Origin of the sequence: Arthrobacter pascens (genome assembly GCF_030815585.1) — a bacterium.
In the GTDB taxonomy this organism is placed as follows: domain Bacteria; phylum Actinomycetota; class Actinomycetes; order Actinomycetales; family Micrococcaceae; genus Arthrobacter; species Arthrobacter pascens_A.
The window spans coordinates 481,116-499,903 of record NZ_JAUSWY010000001.1 but is presented as its reverse complement, the minus strand read 5'-3'; the positions used below and the strand labels follow the sequence as shown (position 1 = coordinate 499,903).

Below are 18,788 nucleotides of genomic sequence, written 5' to 3'. Positions count from 1 at the left end.
TATTTAAGGGTACTGGGTCGCCCAAAACGCACCCACCGGCGGGCGTCCGCTTAGGGCTGCTGCGCGGCTGCCGCTGCGTCGCGCCTGCTCAGGGCCGTCTCGGCTGCCCGATAGCCCACGATGACGACGGCGAAAGTCACCGCTGTTGCCGTCGCGGCGGCCAAGAGGCCACCCGCCCCGCTGTTGCTGACCACGGCCGCGGCGCCGTCGCCAACAAGCCTCGGCACCAGAAAGAGGACGACGGCGGCCAGCAGTCCGCCGCGTCCTGGCCTTTTCGCTCCGGGTGCCTCCGTCCGGGAACCGAGGAACGCCACAGGCCCTTTGAATCTCCGATGGATCAATGCGCCAGTCACCAGTGGAAGCAGACCACAGGCCAGCCAGGCCCAAAAACTCACTCCCGTGGCGGCCTCCCAGCTCCTGGCGCTGCCAACAACTGCCACAGTTGCTGCAAGACACGCCAGCAGCGTCGACGGGAATCTGACTGGGGCGGGATGCCGTCCCCCAGGGGCGCTGGCGTCAGGGTTGAACGCGTCAGGGTTGAACGCGTCAGGGCGCAGTCGCTCGGCAGGCATAAGTCAGTGTTCCCCCATCACAATTGCATAATCAAGTCACATCGAAGCACCGAACCCCTGTTGCTTGCGACAGGGCTGGAATAGTCTCATCCCATGAGTCCGGACGCCATGGTTGGAGACATCACCCACCTTCTTGAAGTCTGGGTAGCCGGCTGGGCCGGCTGCCGCGGTTACCAGACTGCCACCGAGGGCCGCTTCCCCGCCGCACTGCGGGCCGACACCACCGGGGAATGGGAGTATTTCGCCCACGACCCAAGCGACGGCGAGTTCGCCTCCTTGGCCGCCAAGACCGCCGAAGCCCCCGCCAGGATCCTGACCATCCTGACCAACGACGTCGCCCGTTACATCCACCTGGCCGAAACGCACGCGCTGAACGTCACCTCCGCCTCCCAGTCGATGATGATCGTGGACATGGAAACCCAGGACTCGGAAGATCCCTGGCTCTCCGACGATGACCTCTCGGTGGCCACCTCTGAGCTGGACGGTGTGCACCACGCGGTGGTCCGATCCGGTGACACCGTAGCCGCCAGCGGCAGGGTTTTTGTGGTGGGCGAAACGGCAATCTTCGACAAAATCGTCACGGAACCGGCCTTTCAGCGCCGCGGCCTGGGCAGCTTCATCATGAAGGCGCTGGCCGCCCAGGCTTTCGAACACGATGTGGAGAACGGACTGCTCCTCGCGTCCCTTGACGGGCAAAAGCTGTATTCCCACCTGGGCTGGTCGACAGTTTGCCACGTTCTGATGCTTTCCGCCTCGGACGAAGGCTCTGATCTTTCCGTCGTCTGACCGGGGCAGAATGACCTGGCCCGGGCGATTTTCCGCCGAGTGATTTTTTCCCGGATGAAAGAATGTTGGGGTGAACCCCCATGACTCCCTGATTCCCTTGCTGGGCCGCGGCCCGGATCCGGAACAGCTCCGTCATGTCCGCACCATCCCGGCCCGCAAGGCCGTCAATGAGGAGTGGCCGTTATGGGCTCATCCCGATCTGGTGTCCGCCTACGGCACCATCGGCATCCATGAGCCGTACCGCCACCAGATCCAGGCGGCCAACCTTGCCCACGGAGGCGAGAATGTGGTCATCGCCACCGGCACGGCCTCTGGAAAATCGCTCGCCTACCAGCTGCCCGCACTTGACGCCATCCACCGCTCGGAACTCCGTGTTCTGTCCGAACCCGGAAAGATCCACGACGACGGCGCCGTAACTCTGTACCTCTCCCCCACCAAGGCCCTCGCAGCGGACCAACTCGCAGCCATCCGCTCCCTGAAGTTGCCGACTGTGCGGGCCGAGACCTACGACGGCGACACCGATCCTGCGTCCCGCCGCTGGATCCGGGACCACGCAAATTTCATCCTGGCAAACCCGGACATGCTGCACTTCGGCATCCTGCCCAACCACGCCTGGTGGGCAGGTTTCTTCCGCAGGCTGCGATACGTAATTGTGGATGAGGCCCACAGCTACCGGGGGGTGTTCGGCTCGCATGTGGCTAACCTGATGCGCCGGCTACGCCGCATCTGCGCCTATTACGGTGCAGGGACCTCCTATCCCGGGCCGGTTTTCATCGCGGCGTCAGCCACAGCCTCTGAACCGGGCACGTCTTTCGGACGACTGATCGGGGCGCCGGTCCGCGCCGTTTCTGAGGACTGCTCGCCCCACGGCTCAACCACCGTGGCGTTCTGGGAGCCTGCCCTGACCGATCTCAAAGGCGAAAACGGTGCCAAGGAGCGCCGCACCGCAGTGGCGGAAACGGCCGACCTGCTGGCGAACCTGGTTTCCTCCCGGATCCGGACCATTGCCTTTATCAAATCGCGGCGCGGGGCGGAGACCATTTCGTCCATCACCAAACGCCTCCTGGAAGACGTGGATCCCAGCCTGCCGCAGCGCGTGGCCGCCTACCGCTCAGGTTACCTGCCGGAAGAACGGCGCGCCCTGGAACGATCGTTGCGTTCCGGCGAGCTGCTGGGAGTCTCAAGCACCTCCGCCTTGGAGCTGGGGATCGACATCTCCGGACTGGATGCCGTACTGGTGGCGGGTTGGCCAGGGACCCGGGCGTCGCTGTTCCAGCAGATCGGCCGGGCGGGGCGTGCCGGCCAGGACGCCATCGCTGCGTTTGTGGCCAGTGATGATCCTTTGGACACCTATCTGGTGAACCACCCCGAAGCGATCTTCGATGTCTCGGTTGAGGCCACGGTGTTCGATCCCTCCAATCCCTATGTGCTTGGACCACACCTTTGTGCCGCAGCCGCAGAACTGCCGCTGGGAGTGGCCGAACTCGAACTCTTCGGCAGCACGGCCGAGAAACTGCTCGGACAGCTGGTGACTCAGGGCTACCTTCGGCGCCGACCAGCGGGCTGGTTCTGGACGCACTCCCAAAGCGCCGCCGCCATGGTGAATCTGCGGGCAGACGGTGGCGGCCCGGTGAGCATCGTGGACGCCGACACCGGCTCCCTGCTGGGAACCATGGATTCGCCCCAGACCCACTACCAGGCACATACCGGGGCCGTCTACGTCCACCAGGGCGACAGTTATGTGGTGGAGGACCTGAACGAAGATGACCACTGTGTGGTGGTGCGTCGAGCCAACCCGGACTTTTACACCACCGCGCGGGACGTAACCCAGATCGAAGTCCTGGAGACGCAGCGGACGGTGCAGTGGGGCGATGTTGCCGTGCACTTCGGCGATGTAAAAGTGACAACACAGGTGGTGTCCTTCCAGCGCAAAGCACTCATTTCGAATGAGATTCTGGGCGAGGAGCCCTTGGAACTGGGCGCCAGGGAGCTGTTCACGAAGGCCGTGTGGTTTGTGGTGGAAAACCGGTCACTGACGGGTGCCGGACTCATGGAAGCGCAGTTCCCCGGAGCTCTTCATGCCGCCGAGCACGCAGCCATCGGCCTGCTGCCGCTGGTGGCCTCCAGTGACCGCTGGGACATCGGCGGAGTATCCACCGCAGTCCACGCCGACACCGGGGTGCCCACCATCTTTGTGTATGACGGGCACCCCGGGGGTGCGGGCTTCGCAGAACGCGGCTTCGACAAGGCCAAGGTGTGGCTCTCCGCCACCCGGGACGCCATCAAGGCCTGCGAATGTGAATCGGGTTGCCCGTCCTGCGTCCAGTCCCCCAAATGCGGGAACAAAAACAATCCGCTTGATAAGGCAGCCGCAGTCACCCTGATCGATGTCCTGCTCAAGGACGCAGTGGAAGCACTCCCAGCCAACGCGGATCTCGCCTGGGGTAGTTTCCAGAACTAGGGCGGAGGCCCCGCACGCGCTTGGCCGGTGGCGGCGCCAAGCGCAGTCCGGGAAAGCAACTCCGTCCTGACCTCGACGGTCTGGCCTGCTCCTTCGCTGCAGCTCACGAGCGTGGCAGCATGGCGTCCGGCCACCTCCGCCGCCACAGCGCACGGCTCCCCGGACGTGAGGCCGCGCAGGGCGTCGGCCGCGGCAAGCGCTGCCAGGTCCGCGGCTGCCGCTGCCCTGCTGGCCATGGTCGCCGACTGCGCCAACAGCAGCATCAGTGCCATCACCATCATGACCACCACGGCCAGACCGGCCGCCAGGACCGTTCCCGAGCCCCGCTCCGGGTGGTCCCGGACCAGACGGCTCATGCGGCGGCCCGCCGCCCGGAGAGCAGCGGACCCGTAGCCGCCGGGGGCGTTGCGCCCGGCGAAGGCGTTGCACCTGGCGAAACAGGCGGCTGCTGCGAGCCTGCCGCCAGCGTCCTCCGCGGCCTTGTCAGTTCCCGCACCGGCACCTCGCCGGCAGCAGCAGTTTCGCTTCGTGTGGAAGCCCTGGCAGTCAACGTCCAGGGCACCGTTGATCCCAGCGGGCCGCCCACCCTGTCAGCCACGGTGACGCTCAGCCACTCGCCCTCCTGCGCTACAGCGGCAGTGGCCGAAGCCCCGGCCAGCGTCCTGACGATCCCCTCGACAGCCGCCGGGCTCTCGCCGCGTGCCAGTGCCCGGGCACCGGCACGCGCTGCCTCCTCCAGGCGCAGTTGGGTGACTCCGGCAGCTGCACCTGCCAGCAGCAGCGCCAGAAGCAGCAGAACCCCAGGCAGCGCCACCGCGAACTCCGCCGTCACGGCGCCGCGGGCATTCCCCGGCCCACGGCCACTGCCACAGCGGGCACTTGCTGCCGCACCTGCCCGGCCCCGCCGGCGAAGGCGGGTCCGCGAGGGTGCCGGCGTAGCGTTCATGGCAAGGCCAGCGCCGTGCGGATGAGGTTCAGCAGGAAACCGCGCACTTCGTCACTGCGAAGGATAAACACGAGCAGCCCGGCGAATCCCACGGCGGCGAGGGTTGCTATGGCGTATTCTGCAGTGGCCATTCCCGTCTCCGAACCCATGAACCGGACCCGGCGGCGGTACCTCCGTCCGCGGCCCGAACCTGGATACAGCTCAACCACGTTACTAAGGCCCGCTGCAGTCTTGCCACCTGTACCCTTGCCCGCTGCACCCTTGGCGGGCTGGGAACCGGGAGGCTCTTCGGCCTGGGGGCCGCTGCCCAGCAATGGGGTGTCCGGGGCGGCGGCGAGGCTGCTTTGCTCGATAGACATGTCGTTGTTCCTTTCTATGTTCCGGCACTGTTGCCGGCTACTTCGACTCTTGCCGCCGTCACCGGAGGCGGTAAGAGCCAACGTGTCCTAAGTGGAAAGCCACCGGCTGTGGAGGAAAGGACCGGCAGGTATCACGGCTGTGGAGGACTGCTCGCACGGCCGCCAGCTTGGCGCCGGAAACGCTCCGGGCCGCCGGTCAGGGCATGGTTCGATCGGAGGTGACTGTTCGGAGATGACTGCCCGGACCCCGCGGGACTGACGGAGGTGTTCTGGATGCAGCTCGACTTGAGTTGGCCTCGGCCATCAGCTCGCCTACGATACCGTGTGGTGTTGTCGGCACCGTTCCCGGATGAAAAGCAGGGAAGGCAGCCGACCGAGCCCGGTATGAAGGCCCCAGATATCTTCGGAAGGTTGGACAGTGACCGGTTCATCGTTTAGGGCAGTACCGCAGTCCCGGGCATTGGTTATGCGTGGAGTGCGCGGCATTCGTCGCCGTCTTCGGCATCTAGTGGGCAACGCGCTCCCGGATTCCCGGAGCCTAGCCATGCCGGATCTGGCTGGGTACGCCTTCAAGAAGACAGCTTCGTTCGGACCCTTTGAATTGCTGTCTGGGGATTTTGTCATCGATTCGCGGTACCCGGGGTCCTCGGAATCTCTGCATGCGCTCTCGCCAGAGGCCCTGATGGCCCCCTACGTCGCTTTCGAACTGGAGTTGGACGGAAGCAGTGCAGGTGCCGGTGTGCTGGGCCCAGGGCTTGCGGTCCACGGTTACTTCGATACCCGGAGCGGGACCCAGCAGATCGTCGTCACGGTAAACGAGAACACCCGGGTGGTGGCCTCAAGCAAAGCACTGGCCGGAGCACACGCTGGCGTTGCAGTTACGGTGACCGAGAACGCGGTCACCCTCTGGAGTCGGTCCAATGGGCGATGGGAAGCGTTCCTGACCCACCGGCTGGACCCTAGGACGGAGGTTGACCTTCGTGCCGCCGCGGCCACGCGCCAGTTGCGCCCCGCCAGCGTGGGAAGCCCCAGGTCCGTGCGCGTCGGATACTTCGGCCATACAGGGCTCAGGGACCCACAACTGGTCAAGTACGCGGACGGGTCAAATTACATGGTGGACGGGCGCCTTCTGGCCACCATGACGTGTGCAGGACCGGGGCCATTCCAGACCGCGCACTGGGGCGTGTTCTCCATCGACCCCGATGATCCCTGCGACATCACGCAGGTCGCACACCTGTTCTTCGAGCGCGACGACAGGGTCCTTGGAGACCATGCCGGTCACATCGTCGTAGACGACGACGGGAGTGCCATCATCCTGGTCAGCTCGTGGGGAGACTTCGACGAAAATGTGCATGTCCGGCACCTGCGTACGGACAGAGCCATCCTCTCGGGCGTCCATATCCTTCCGTCAGAGCCTCTGGCTTTGCCCACCGCCCTCAATACTTGGGATCCGACATTGCAGCGCAACAAGGACGGTTGGTGGCTCGGGTTTGTCGAATGCAAGGCGTTCAGTCCCCGCTTTGATTTTCGGCCCGCTCTGGCACGTTCCCGGGCAGGCACGTCCTACGACTCCCCTTATGAGTATGTTGGTGCGGATACGCTGCACCATCAGACAGAAGGAACAATCCTGACCCAGCTGGGAGGCGAGCTTCGGCTACTGGCGAGTGACGGAGACGCCAAGGAGTATCCTGTCTACGATCTTCAGATGAACAGGATTGCGCAGATTCGGGCTCCGTATGAGTCCAACATCCCGCACCCGTTACTCATCGACGGGCCTGAAGCCGTGTGGATGATGACTTTCGACGGAACCCCTGTCAGCCCTGACATCCTCGGCTATGGAACGCATGGGGACATCCTCATTTTCAAATCGAGCAAGACACCCTAAGCGCGGGAGTCTCCAGGCAGGACGGTGCTCACGATCCGTCGGGCACCAAGGCAAGAAGCACGGGCACTACTCCGAGGCAGATAAAGGCAGGCAGTGAACACAGCCCGAGCGGGATAACCAGTTTCACGCCGAGCGACGCGGCGCGTTTCTCTGCTGCGCGGAACCTCTCGCGGCGCAGCCTGGCAGCCTGCGCATAAAGAATAGCCGACGACGGCGCACCCGTCAGCGCAGCGAAACCCAGCGCGTCCCGCAACTCCAATATCTCCGGCAGCCGCACTTCGGAGCTCCTCCAGGCCGTCGCCCAGTCGGCCCCGACGGACAGCGCAGAAACCACCGGACGCAAAGACCTGCCGTACTCGGTGGACGCGGAGGCGGCCACCAGGTCCAGCGAACGCCCGATGCCGGACCCTGCGTCAAGCATCGCGCCCACGAGCTCCAGCATCATGGCAGTGTCCCGCAATCCGTGAGGACCGATCCCCGAGCCAGCCGGAGGTCCTGCCTCCCGGCCTCGAGATTGGTGCCGGTTGCCGGACTGGTCGCGACCGCCTCCAAAATGGGAGGGTCCCAGGCCAGCCCCCAAGCTGACCAGTCGCCTCCGCACGCGGCCGCGGTCCGCAAAGGCCAAGCCTGCGGCAGCCGCCAGGGTCACAAAGAGGGCCAGGCCCGGCAGGAGGGTCTGGGTCATGGCAGCGCTGCCCCGGCGGCGGAACGGACCAGTCGGGCAGACCAGATCCTTCCGGCGACAGTGAGAGCCACCCCGGCAGCCAACGCGGCCATGCCCACGGGCGTCCCTACCAGAACGGCAAGCGGATCCACGCCCAATGCGATTCCCAGGCCAAGGCCCATCAGCGGAAGCCACGTCAAGAGGGTGACCGTGGCCTTGGGACCGGCAAGTGCCGTCTGCCGCGCGGCCTCGGCGTCGTCCTCCACCTCGAGCTGTGCGGCGAACCGGGTCAGAACATCGGCCAGCGGACAGCCGCTGGCCTCCGCAATGTCAAAGCACGCGGCCAGCTCAAACCAAATCCGCGGCTCCCTGCCCTCCATCCGGGGAAAGGCTACCGGTGCCGAACTTCTGATGGCGTCAGACACCGGCGAGCCCCGGAAGGCTGCGGCCCGGGCAGAACCCAGCACGGACACCGAACCCGCGCTGAGGCCCGAGCCGCTGCGCACCGCCACAAACGGTCCGGCCTGTTCTGCCCCAAGTGAAGGATCATCCGGTCCGCCGGTATAAACGAGCCACAGCTCTTCCCACAGTCTCGCAGGAGTGCGGCCGCCCTTCAGCAACGCGGCGAGCTGCTGCACCACTACCGTCACGGAGATGCTGGCGACGCCCTTGCCGGCTCGATGAACCCGCCCGGCCCCTCGCAGCGATAGACCGCGGGCAGAAGCGCCTCCGATGGTCCGGCCCGGTCTGTGTAGTTCAACACTGCCCGCTCGGCCGCCCATCGCCGCATGGCGGAGCCGGCCTGCCGTTCCCCGTGGCGGTGTCAGAATCAGCACAGCGGCGAGCACGAGAACCAGGGCCAGGACTGCGGCCAGGAGACCGGTCACGCGGCGGCTCCGGTGGCGCCGTGGAGTCCAAGCCGTGCGGCGAGGGAAGCCCATGCGGGGCCCGGACTGGTCTTTCCCCTCCTGCTCACCAGCGCGGGAACTACTGAGAGGCCGTCCGGGCCGTCTTCCACCACCCCGACGCAGGCGACGTGGCGCCCCTGGACGGTCCTCTCCACATGGATCACGACGTCGAGGGCGCTGGATGCCTGAAGCCTGACGGCGTCCTGCCCCATGCCAGCCAGCGCCCCCAGGGCGGTCAGCCGGGCGGGGACAGCCGTGGCGGTATTGGCGTGGATGGTTCCGCCCCCGCCGGTGTGGCCGGTGTTCATGGCGGACAGGAGATCCCGCACTTCGGCGCCGCGGCATTCCCCCACCACCAGCCTGTCCGGACGCATGCGCAGCGCCTGGCGGACCAGCTCGCCCAGATCCACTCCGCCGCCGCCTTCCAGGTTTCCATGGCGGGATTCCAGCGACACGATGTGAGGGTGGACAGGGTTCAGTTCCGAGGCATCCTCTATCAGGACCAGCCGTTCGGCAGGCGAGCACAGGCCGAGCAATGTGGACAGCAGCGTTGTTTTGCCCGAGCCCGTGGCTCCGCTGATGAGGAAGCTCAGCCGGTGCTCAACGACGTGTTCAAGGACGCCCTGGACCTGCCCGCCGAACATGCCTCCGGACCGGAGCTCGTCCATGCTGAACACCTGTTCACGCCGGATCCGGATACTGAGCAGGGTCCCGGCCGTGGAAATGGGCGGCAGCACGGCGTGGATGCGGTAGCCACCGTCGAGTCTGACATCAACGCACGGTGAGCCGTCATCCAGCCGCCTGCCGCCCGCCGCGACAAGCCGCGACGCCAGAGCGCGCAGCTGGGCTTCACCCGCGAAAGTAACCGCAGCGCGTTCAATGCCCTTCCCCCTGTCAACCCACACAGAGTCTGGGGCGTTGACAAAGATGTCCGTCACCGACACATCCCGGGTCAGCTCCTGAAGGGGACCCAGCCCGTTGAGCTCGGCGCTGATCCGTTCGACGGCGGCGAGGGAGCCCGCCGTTCCCAGCAGCTTTCCGGTGGCCTGGACAGCTGCGGCCACACGGGAGGGGGTGACGGGTCCGGCGTCGGCCATCACTGACTCGCGGACCGTTTCCAGCAGCCCCGAATCCAGGAGCCGGGCATTCAAGACCCGCGCTTGGCGACCGCGTGTACCGGCCAGCGAGGCAGCAGGCGATGGCGGCACGGGTGGGCGGGGGCTCACGGGAGTTCACCGACAGGGATTTCACCATCGAGGAGGTCCAGGACCGAAGCAGCAAAGTACCTGACGCTTCGCCGTTTCCCCAGCTCAAGGAGCCGTCCGTTCTCGGCAGCGGCAGCCAGGCCTCGGAGCTCCGGGACCCTCCCGTGGACCGGTAGCCCCACGGCACCCGCAATCAGCTCGCCGTCCAGGGCGGCGCCTGGCTTTCCCCTGACCAGCAGGGCAGCCTCCACCGGCGGAAGTTCCTGCAGCAGGCGGGCCGAGGCCACCGCTGCCTTCAGCTGGGCAGGAACCACAACCAGGATGCGGTCGCAGTCCCAGGCGAAGGTATGCAGCGGCTCGCTACCGCGGCCGATGTCCACCACCACCAGCTCGTACCCGCGCCTGGCCGCATCCAGCACCCCGGCGGTGGTGGCAGCGTCAACGGCCGCAGGCCGTTCACGGCTGCCGGGCCAGGACAGGAAGGAAAAACCTCCGGCGACGGGGAGGGAATCGGACAACTGATCGGGATCGATGCTTCCGCTGGCCTCGGAAAGGTCAGGCCAGCGCAGGCCCGGCGTCTCTTCGGCAGCGAGCGCCAATTCCAGGCCGCCGCCCCACGGATCGCCGTCAACCAGCAGCACCCGCACCCCCAGCCCCGCGGCCGCCTGGGCGATCCAGATGGCGGATGTGGTGGCGCCTGCCCCGCCGCAGCCGCCCGTCACACCGAGCACCAGGCCGCCGGCTTCGGGCGAGCGCGACCTGCTGAGATATTCCGCCAACCACGCAGCGGCGTCAGGCAGGACAGCTACCCGCTCCGCCCCGAGGGCCGCGGCCAGGTGCCACAGGCTATCGCCTTCGCCGTTCAATCCCACGAGAACGGCGGGCGCGCGGCGCCGCGGCGGCAATTCACGAACGTCGCTCCCCACCAGCACTGCGGCCGCCGAGTCCCAATATTGGGCGGCATCAGCGACGTCGGCCACCACCCGCAGTTGCCCGCCGGTGGCAGCCACGATCCGTTCCACCTCGCCTTGGAGGAAGTGGAACCCGGTGACCAGCAGGACCTCAGCGGCATCATCCGGCAGCCACGCTTCCGCGGCTGGATCCGGACCGCCCGCCGACGACATCCCGGTTCCTGGCGAAATGGGACCGGCGCCGGTTGCACGGCGCGCCGCGCCAAGTGCTGCGCCGTGTGCGGTGCCGTGTGCGGTGCCCCGTTCGGAGGGGGATGGACGAAGCTGGTGCCTGCTCATGGAGCTACTCTGCCCCGGGCCAGGGAAGCGGATAAGGGGCAGTCCGCCCTATGTGGACAAAGGTCCACGGCCGCCCACTGTGCAGGACGGGTCAGAACCAGCGCCGGCACAGGGCAGAATTGGAGCCATGTACCTGCTGCTCGCCGCCCATCCCCACGGCGCAACCCTGCAGGAAGTCACCCAGGCCGGCGATCCGCACCCGGAAGCTCCGGAGCCGCGGCTTATCAGCGCGAAGGAGCTCGCCGCCGTCGTGCGCCGACTGGAACAGCAGGGCGGGCAGCCGCCGCGCTGGATCTGGCACCGGACCCGGGACTGGTACCCGGCGCTGCTGGCGTCCGGGGTGGAACTGGACCGCTGTTATGACCTGAGCCTGTGTGGCAGCATCCTGGCGTATTCGCAGGTCACTGCCCACACGGAGTACGCCCGGAACGCCGATAAAATCACGCTCGACGACCTCCAGCAGCCGCTCAGGGCCCTGCAGCCGCCGCCCGCGTCTGCCGAGCAGGGCGCACTCTTTGATGACCCGGGCCACCGCTCGGCACCGCGACACACTGCTGAAGAACTGCGGGCCGAGTACGCTGCCCAGCAGGCGGCCCTGGTTTCGGCCAGCCCCGCGGACAACCGGCGGAAGCGGCTGCAGCTGCTCCTGGCCGCGGAATCCGCCGGCGCCATGATCGCGGCTGAGATGCAGCACGCCGGCGTCCCCTGGCGGGAGGATCTGCACGAGCAGATCTTGGCCGACTACCTCGGACCACGCCCGCCCCTGGGGCACCGCCCGGCGAAACTGGAGGCGTTGAACACGGAACTGAGGGGGCTGCTGAACTCTCCCGGGCTGAACCCTGACTCGCCGCAGGAGCTGATGCGCGCCCTGCACCGCAACGGCATAGAGGTAAAAAGCACCCGGCAGTGGGAGCTTCAGGAATCCAAGCACCCCGCCATCGAGCCGCTCCTTGCCTACAAAAAACTCTCCCGCCTGCACACCGCCAACGGCTGGGCCTGGCTGGACGCCTGGGTGACCAATGGCCGCTTCCAGCCCGAATACGTGGTGGGCGGCGTCGTGTCCGGCCGCTGGGCCTCCCGTGGCGGCGGTGCCCTGCAGATCCCGCGCCAGATCCGCGGCGCCGTCCATGCCGATCCCGGCCACAAGCTCATCGTCGCGGATGCTTCCCAGCTGGAGCCCCGCGTTCTGGTGGCGCTGGCACAGGATTCCAAAATGGCCGAGGCCGCGAAGGGCAAGGACCTGTACGCCGGCATCGCCGCGCAGGGTTTCGGCGGCGACCGGGCCAAAGCGAAGGTGGCCCTCCTGGGCGCCATCTACGGTGCCACCACCGGCGAATCCGGACGCCTGATGCCGCAGTTGACCCGCACCTACCCGCGCGCAGTCGGCTATGTGGAGCAGGCAGCGCGCGACGGCGAGGCTGGCGGCACTGTGACCACCCGCCTGGGCCGCAGCAGCCCGCCGCCGTCCGAGGGCTGGTTCCAGAGCCAGCAGTCCACGACGGCCGAGGAGCAGCGCCGCGCTGACTCGATCGCCCGCTCCCGCGGCCGCTTTACCCGCAATTTTGTGGTCCAGGGTTCGGCCGCTGACTGGGCGGCCTGCTGGCTGGCAGAATTACGACGGCGGTTGCGCGCCATGCGTGCGGACGGTTCGGTTCAGGCGGAACTCGTGTTCTTCCTCCACGATGAAGTGATGGTCCATGTTCCGGAGGCAGGAGTCGAGGCGTGCATTGTCGCGATTGAAGAAGCTGCCAAGGCCGCCAAGGAACTGCTGTTCGGTCCCATTCCGGTGGAGTTTCCAGTCAGCGTGGCAGTAGTCGATTCCTACGACAACGCCAAATAGCCGCTTTCGGCCGTCCCGGAAGTAACGTACCCGGCAGTAGCTATCCTGACCTCGGTGACCGGCGCTACAGTCAAAGTGGCGACTGTAGCAGAACGGTCTAGCCGCGATTGCAAAGAAGCAAAACCAGGGGAGGTCCGGCATATGGCGGGCAGGTTCGAAATTCACCGTGTTGGCGACGAGTCCTACAGGCTCCGACTCACTGATGCGGAGGGGAACATCGTGGCGGTTTCGCCAAACTTCAGGCACGTTGGTGCGCTGATTGAAGGGATCAACGCGGTACGCGAAAACGCCGCTACCGGAATTGTGGTGGACCTTCGCCACCAGACGCAGTCGTAGACGGCCAGGCAGGGGCGCGGGCCACAATTAACGGTCCGCGGAACCCCATCGCGGTGCTTCATGGATGTGCTTAGCCTGGCAGGGGGTTACAGCCGGTGAACTACAGGCGAATCGGGTACAGGCGGGTCCGGTCCCAAGGGACAGCCCAGCCCAGTTGATCGAAGAGTCCGGTCAGTACGATCCCGGTAAAGCCCCAGACGACAACGCCGTTGACGGTGAAAGCCGGGCTGTTGAACGTCTGGCCACCGCGGCTGACGGTGGACATCACCCGATTGTCAGGGTCCAGGAGGTCGCGGACGGGGATCCGGAAAACCTGCGCGGATTCGCCGTAGTCCACCACGCGCACCGGCGACGGCGAAGCCCACCACGCGAGCACTGGGGTCACCAGGAAATTGCTGCGTGCCAGTCCAAGTTGTTGCAGCGTGCCCAGGACTTCCACGCCGTCGGTGTCCAGCCCGGTTTCCTCCTCAGCTTCACGCAATGCCGCGGCCACAGGCGATTCGTCCGGATCAATGCTGCCCCCCGGAAACGCCACCTGGCCTGGGTGGGACTCCAGCGTGTGCGCGCGTTCCAGCAACAGGACGTCCAGGTCCGCAGGCGCCAGTGGCTTGCCGGACGAGGCGGGGACGTCGTCGAGCGCGCCAAAGAGCATCAGGACTGCCGCCCTGCGGGCAATGGTTTCGTCCACTGTCAGCGCCGCCCACAGTGCATCAGGCTCCGGGGCATTGCCGGAATCCGTCCTGCCCACCAGGTCGATCAGATCCTGGCGTGCACTCACGGAACCCTCTTCTGGGATTCCATCCGGATCTCCGCAGCACGGTGGGTTTCGGCAAGCAGCTGCGCCAGGAGCGGTTCACTGCCGGGAGCGAGCTCGTATTTGAGCAGCCTGGCGGCCTTGGCGGGATCCGTCTCGCCGAGGCCGTAACTGGGACACCAGTTGGCCACCGGACAAGCCCCGCAGGCCGGCTTCCGGGAATGGCACACCCTCCGCCCGTGGAACACCACGCGGTGGGACAACATGGTCCAGTCCCTGGGCACAAACAGTTCCGCGACGTCGAATTCGATCTGAACCGGATCTTCGGAAAGCGTCCAGCCAAAGCGGCGGGCCAGCCGTCCGAAATGGGTGTCAACGGTGATCCCCGGGATGCCGAAGGCGTTGCCCAGCACCACGTTGGCCGTTTTGCGCCCTTACTCCCGGCAGCGTCACCAGGTCCTCAAGCCGGCCCGGCACCACACCGTTGTATTCATCCACCAGGCGGGTGCCGAGGGCAATCAGGCTCCTCGTTTTGGCCCGGAAGAATCCTGTGGGCTTGATGATGGCTTCCAGCTCGGCGGGATCGGCCTCTGCCATGCTGCGGGCATCCGGGTACCTGGCAAACAGGATCGGCGTGATCTGGTTGACAGTGACGTCAGTGGTTTGAGCGGACAGGACGGTGGCCACCAGCAGCTCAAAGGGGCTCCGGAAATCGAGTTCCGCGTGGGCATAGGGGTATTTCTCGGCCAAGGCCTTATTGATGCGGCGCGCCCGGCGCTTCAACGCCAGCAAGGATTCCGACGAGACTTTGGGACCGGCCGCTTCTTCACCGCCGGCAACTGCTCCGGCAGCAGCCGCACCGGGGTTCGGGGCACGGGAAGTGGCCACGGGTCCGGCTAGCCGCGCTCGATGTTGCTGAGGTCGCGCAGCAGGCCAACCCGTCCGTCGGTGTGCTGGACCAGGAACTCGTCGCCCCGGTCTTCGAGGGCCAGCACCCAGCCGCCGGGCTCAATCACGAAGGCGGGGGCACCTGTTTGGGGATCAACGGCCGTACGGTGCTGCGCTACGGCAAACCAGAAGGCCTCGTGGACCGGCTGTTCATCCGACTCCTCAGGGCGGCTGGCCGGATCAACGGTGGCTCCGATGGGTTCCTCACGACGCACCTGCTGGTGCACTGCCGTGGCGGCAGCTGGCTCCGCGGGAGCCTGCCGTGCAGAGGCAGCGTCCTCTGTCCCGCCGTCGTCGTTGGCTGTCCCGGCCGGAGCGGCGGCTGCAGTGCCGGCCGTCGGAAGGTCTCCGATCTGGGTTTCCTCCGCGGCGGTCGACGTGGCGGCGGGAGGAACGACGTCGGCTGCCCTGGTTGCAGGCGTCGAGTCACCGGAGGCGGTCCACTCCGTCGCTTCGGGTGCGGAGGAGACTGCTGCCGCGGGTGCGGGCTCAGCAACAGCGGGCTCGGCAACAGTGGGCTCGGCCGCAACCGGCGCGGCTGCGGAATGAGAGGCAGCGGGTGTTGGAACCGAGAAAGGTCCCGTGTGGAGCGCGGAGGATCCAGCATGGGCCTCCGCAGCAGGAGCAGCAGAGGCGGTTGGGACTCCGGCGTGGGAAGCTGCGGCGGTGTCCGCCGCGGGCTGCGGAGCCTTGGGGGTGTGGGGCTTCGGCAGTGGAACAGCGGATTCCCGGGCTACTACGTGGGCCGGCGATTCCTCACGGCCCAGGAAGTCGCCTGCGAAAAACGGAATGAACCGGCCCAGCACGGTGGCGGCAAAGAGCAAGAGGGAGCCGATCAGGCCCACCAGCAGGCTGGGGACGTACGCGCCGACGACCGACAGGAAGAAGAAGGCCACGGAGAAGGACGCAACCACCGAAGCGAACTGGTCAATGGACAGCGAGCCGATCCGGATCTTCGTGGCGGGAGAGAGCCTGCGGGCCGTGAAGAGTGTGCTGACGATGAGCGGCAGGACGATTCCCAGCCCCAGGAAGAACAAGCTTCCCAGGTTCCAGAGGTTGTACCGGACGGCGAACATCGGCAGCAGCGAAGCAACAAAAAGAATGACGATGGCGGCGAAGACGGCCAGGTCGCGTACCGTGAACGGCCCCAGGACAGCCTGGTTGGTGGTACCGGGCTTGGCGGCCTCCGCACGCGGCTGGCCGGTTCCTGCACCGCCATCACCCGACCCGGCACCAGGGCGACGGGCCTCTGTTGCACGGCCAAGTTTCTGGCCGAGTTTCTGGCCGTAGCTCTGCAGGTTCATGATGTTCTCCTTAGCGTGGCGGCACCCGGGACGGTTTCGCCCCCAAAAAACTGTGCCGTCTGAACAGCGGCACCGGCCGATCCGGGCACTTGGAGTACCCGGTCCGGCTGCACCGCAGAAAGTCACAATTCAATCTCAGCCTAGTCAAGAGCATGGCCGATCACTAGCTGAGCTGAGGGAGCAGGCAACCCGCCGCCGGCTTCCGGGACCATTCGTCGCTTAATAAACGCCGTTCGTGGGTGCCGGTGTGACTGCGACCACACAGCAACGGATTCAAGCATTAGTGTTGATTCCGGAACAGCTCTTTGCGGAATGTCCGTGACCAGCCGCTGCTCACTGTCGCGGAAGCGGCGAAGCACGGCCGTCGACGGCGTGCCCCGCAGCGAAGATCGATGAATGATGAGGTTCACCATGTCCCACGACACCACCAGCTCGACGGCTACCGCCGCAGGCACGCTGCACGGAAAGCAAGAGGGCGACCAACAGGGCGACGCCTTTGAAAACCTGCTGCACGAAGACCGGAAGTTTGCCCCCACCCCGGAATTCGCCGCCGACGCCGTTGCCACCGCAGCCGACTACACGGAGGCCGACGCCGACCGCCCCGCCTTCTGGGCCCGGCAGGCCCGCGAACTGCTGACCTGGAACAAAGACTTCACCCAGCCCCTGGATTGGTCCAACCCGCCGTTCGCCAAGTGGTTCGTCGGAGGCGAGGTCAACGCTGCCTACAACGCACTTGACCGCCACGTCGAGAACGGCCTTGGGGACCGCGTCGCGATCTACTTCGAGGGCGAACCGGGAGACACCCGCACGTACACGTACGCGCAGCTCACCGACGAGGTGAAGAAGGCCGCTAACGCCTTTGAATCCCTCGGCGTTTCCAAGGGTGACAGGGTAGCCGTCTACCTGCCCATGATCCCGGAGGCAGTCATCACGCTCCTGGCGTGCGCCCGGATCGGTGCCGTCCATTCCGTGGTGTTCGGCGGTTTCTCCGCGGACGCCCTCCGGTCACGGATTGAAGATGCCGAGGCCAAACTGGTGGTCACAGCCGACGGCACCTACCGGCGCGGCAAGCCCAGCGCCCTCAAGCCCGCCGTGGATGAAGCATTGTCCCGGGACGGCCACAGCGTGCAAAACGTTGTGGTGGTCAAGCGCAACGGCCAGGACGTGGACTGGCACGAAGGCCGGGACCACTGGTGGGCCGACACCGTCGAGGCCGCCTCCACCGGTCACACAGCCGTGGGCCATGACTCCGAGCACCCGCTGTTCATCCTCTACACCTCCGGAACCACGGGCAAGCCCAAGGGCATCCTGCACACCACCGGCGGCTACCTCACACAGACCGCGTACACCCACAAGGCAGTCTTCGACCTGCACCCTGAGACAGACGTCTACTGGTGCACGGCCGACGTCGGATGGGTCACCGGCCATTCCTACGTCGCCTACGCCCCGCTCATCAACGGCGCCACCCAGGTCATGTACGAAGGTACCCCCGACGCCCCGCACCAGGGCCGCTGGTGGGAGATCGTTGAAAAGTACAAGGTCTCCATCCTTTACACCGCGCCCACGGCCATCCGCACGTTCATGAAGTGGGGCCGGGACATCCCGGACAAGTACGATCTCTCCTCGATCCGGGTGCTGGGTTCGGTGGGCGAATCCATCAACCCCGAGGCCTGGATGTGGTACCGGGACGTCATCGGCGCCAATGCCGGCAAGAACGGCGAGAAGAAGGACCACCCCGCCCCCATTGTCGACACCTGGTGGCAGACCGAAACGGGCGCGCAGATGATCGCCCCGCTCCCGGGAGTCACCGCCACCAAACCAGGCTCCGCGCAGGTCCCCCTGCCAGGCATCGCCGTGGACGTAGTGGATGAACAGGGCGAATCCGTGCCCAACGGCCACGGCGGGTTCCTGGTGATCCGCGAACCGTGGCCCGCCATGCTCCGCGGCATCTGGGGCGACCCCGAACGGTTCAAAGACACCTACTGGTCCCGCTTCGAAACCATGTACTTCGCCGGGGACGGGGCCAAGAAGGACGAGGACGGGGACATCTGGCTCCTGGGCCGCGTGGACGACGTCATGAACATATCCGGCCACCGGCTCTCCACCACCGAAATCGAATCCGCACTAGTATCCCACCCCGCCGTGGCCGAGGCCGCCGTTGTGGGCGCCGCAGACGAGACCACCGGCCAGGCCGTCGTCGCGTTTGTCATCCTGCGCGGGAACGCCGTGGACTCCGGCGACGCCATCGTCCAGGAACTCCGCAACCACGTGGGAAAGGAAATCGGCCCCATCGCCAAACCCAAAACCATCCTCGTGGTCCCGGAACTCCCCAAAACCCGTTCCGGCAAAATCATACGCCGCCTCCTCAAGGACGTGGCCGAGGGCCGCGAAGTGGGCGACGCCACCACCCTGGCAGACAACACCGTCATGGCCCAGATCGCGGCCTCCCTGCGCAAGTGAGTGCGTGGCGAGGGCGAGGAGTGGGAGTCATGCTCCGCGTGCTAGCTCGTTCCTCGCTTCTGACGCACGCTTCCGCATAACTCCCACTCCTCGTCGACGGCGCTTCCCAC

General features: G+C 66.3%; 16 protein-coding genes and 1 pseudogene. 6 read left to right on the top strand and 11 right to left on the bottom strand.

Annotation, left to right across the window (positions count from 1 at the left end):
* Window positions 1-50: 50 nt before the first annotated feature.
* A complete protein-coding gene (locus QFZ30_RS02385) occupies window positions 51-353 on the bottom strand; it encodes a hypothetical protein (protein WP_307073120.1) in 303 nt (100 codons plus the stop codon).
* 312 nt (window positions 354-665) lie between these two features.
* Between QFZ30_RS02385 and QFZ30_RS02380 the strand changes: the two genes are divergently transcribed.
* Both QFZ30_RS02380 and QFZ30_RS02375 read left to right on the top strand, forming a co-directional pair.
* A complete protein-coding gene (locus tag QFZ30_RS02380) occupies window positions 666-1,358 on the top strand; it encodes a GNAT family N-acetyltransferase (RefSeq protein WP_307073117.1) in 693 nt (230 codons plus the stop codon).
* Window positions 1,359-1,428: 70 nt separating this feature from the next.
* On the top strand, window positions 1,429-3,819 hold the full coding sequence (locus tag QFZ30_RS02375; protein WP_307073115.1) for a DEAD/DEAH box helicase: 2,391 nt from the start codon (window positions 1,429-1,431) through the stop codon (window positions 3,817-3,819).
* On the opposite strand, the gene QFZ30_RS02370 is transcribed toward QFZ30_RS02375, so the two are convergent.
* Genes QFZ30_RS02370 through QFZ30_RS02360 form a run of 3 tightly spaced genes read right to left on the bottom strand, consistent with a single transcriptional unit; the run spans window position 3,816 to window position 5,124 of the window.
* Window positions 3,816-4,175 (bottom strand): Rv3654c family TadE-like protein, encoded by a 360-nt coding sequence (locus tag QFZ30_RS02370; protein WP_307073113.1) that lies wholly within the window; start codon window positions 4,173-4,175, stop codon window positions 3,816-3,818. The genes QFZ30_RS02375 and QFZ30_RS02370 overlap by 4 nt on opposite strands.
* Complete coding sequence (locus QFZ30_RS02365; RefSeq protein ID WP_373462801.1) at window positions 4,172-4,765, bottom strand: TadE family type IV pilus minor pilin; 594 nt, start codon at window positions 4,763-4,765, stop codon at window positions 4,172-4,174. The genes QFZ30_RS02370 and QFZ30_RS02365 overlap by 4 nt, the downstream gene beginning before the upstream one ends.
* Window positions 4,762-5,124 carry a DUF4244 domain-containing protein gene (locus tag QFZ30_RS02360; protein ID WP_307073111.1) on the bottom strand — a complete coding sequence of 121 codons (363 nt, stop codon included), beginning with the start codon at window positions 5,122-5,124 and terminating at the stop codon, window positions 4,762-4,764. Before QFZ30_RS02360 ends, QFZ30_RS02365 begins: the two co-directional genes overlap by 4 nt.
* Window positions 5,125-5,668: 544 nt before the next feature.
* Between QFZ30_RS02360 and QFZ30_RS02355 the strand changes: the two genes are divergently transcribed.
* Window positions 5,669-7,009 (top strand): hypothetical protein, encoded by a 1,341-nt coding sequence (locus QFZ30_RS02355; RefSeq protein WP_307073108.1) that lies wholly within the window; start codon window positions 5,669-5,671, stop codon window positions 7,007-7,009.
* Between the two features lie 28 nt (window positions 7,010-7,037).
* On the opposite strand, the gene QFZ30_RS02350 is transcribed toward QFZ30_RS02355, so the two are convergent.
* The 4 genes from QFZ30_RS02350 to ssd are packed head-to-tail and all read right to left on the bottom strand — an operon-like array spanning window position 7,038 to window position 10,910.
* Entirely contained in the window at window positions 7,038-7,694 is a 657-nt protein-coding gene (locus QFZ30_RS02350) for a type II secretion system F family protein (RefSeq protein ID WP_307073106.1), read from the bottom strand.
* Window positions 7,691-8,560 (bottom strand): type II secretion system F family protein, encoded by an 870-nt coding sequence (locus QFZ30_RS02345; protein WP_373462800.1) that lies wholly within the window; start codon window positions 8,558-8,560, stop codon window positions 7,691-7,693. Before QFZ30_RS02345 ends, QFZ30_RS02350 begins: the two co-directional genes overlap by 4 nt.
* On the bottom strand, window positions 8,557-9,765 hold the full coding sequence (locus tag QFZ30_RS02340) for a TadA family conjugal transfer-associated ATPase (RefSeq protein ID WP_307079993.1): 1,209 nt from the start codon (window positions 9,763-9,765) through the stop codon (window positions 8,557-8,559). Before QFZ30_RS02340 ends, QFZ30_RS02345 begins: the two co-directional genes overlap by 4 nt.
* Window positions 9,766-9,803: 38 nt before the next feature.
* On the bottom strand, window positions 9,804-10,910 hold the full coding sequence (gene ssd, locus QFZ30_RS02335; RefSeq protein WP_307079990.1) for a septum site-determining protein Ssd: 1,107 nt from the start codon (window positions 10,908-10,910) through the stop codon (window positions 9,804-9,806).
* 253 nt (window positions 10,911-11,163) lie between these two features.
* Between ssd and QFZ30_RS02330 the strand changes: the two genes are divergently transcribed.
* On the top strand, window positions 11,164-12,876 hold the full coding sequence (locus QFZ30_RS02330; RefSeq protein WP_307073104.1) for a bifunctional 3'-5' exonuclease/DNA polymerase: 1,713 nt from the start codon (window positions 11,164-11,166) through the stop codon (window positions 12,874-12,876).
* A gap of 141 nt (window positions 12,877-13,017) precedes the next feature.
* Entirely contained in the window at window positions 13,018-13,212 is a 195-nt protein-coding gene (locus QFZ30_RS02325; RefSeq protein WP_307073102.1) for a YegP family protein, read from the top strand.
* A 100-nt stretch (window positions 13,213-13,312) separates the two neighbouring features.
* Here the strand turns inward: QFZ30_RS02325 and QFZ30_RS02320 are convergent, their stop codons facing one another.
* The 3 genes and pseudogenes from QFZ30_RS02320 to QFZ30_RS02310 all read right to left on the bottom strand — a co-directional run bounded on the left by QFZ30_RS02320 (window position 13,313) and on the right by QFZ30_RS02310 (window position 16,218).
* Entirely contained in the window at window positions 13,313-13,990 is a 678-nt protein-coding gene (locus tag QFZ30_RS02320) for an NUDIX hydrolase (RefSeq protein ID WP_307073101.1), read from the bottom strand.
* A pseudogene (gene nth, locus QFZ30_RS02315) lies at window positions 13,987-14,758 on the bottom strand (endonuclease III). Before nth ends, QFZ30_RS02320 begins: the two are co-directional and overlap by 4 nt.
* Window positions 14,759-14,862: 104 nt before the next feature.
* Window positions 14,863-16,218 (bottom strand): hypothetical protein, encoded by a 1,356-nt coding sequence (locus tag QFZ30_RS02310; RefSeq protein WP_307073099.1) that lies wholly within the window; start codon window positions 16,216-16,218, stop codon window positions 14,863-14,865.
* Window positions 16,219-16,629: 411 nt separating this feature from the next.
* On the opposite strand from QFZ30_RS02310, the gene acs reads away from it, so the two are divergent.
* Window positions 16,630-18,678 (top strand): acetate--CoA ligase, encoded by a 2,049-nt coding sequence (gene acs / locus QFZ30_RS02305; RefSeq protein WP_307079988.1) that lies wholly within the window; start codon window positions 16,630-16,632, stop codon window positions 18,676-18,678.
* The last annotated feature ends 110 nt before the right edge of the window (window positions 18,679-18,788 follow it).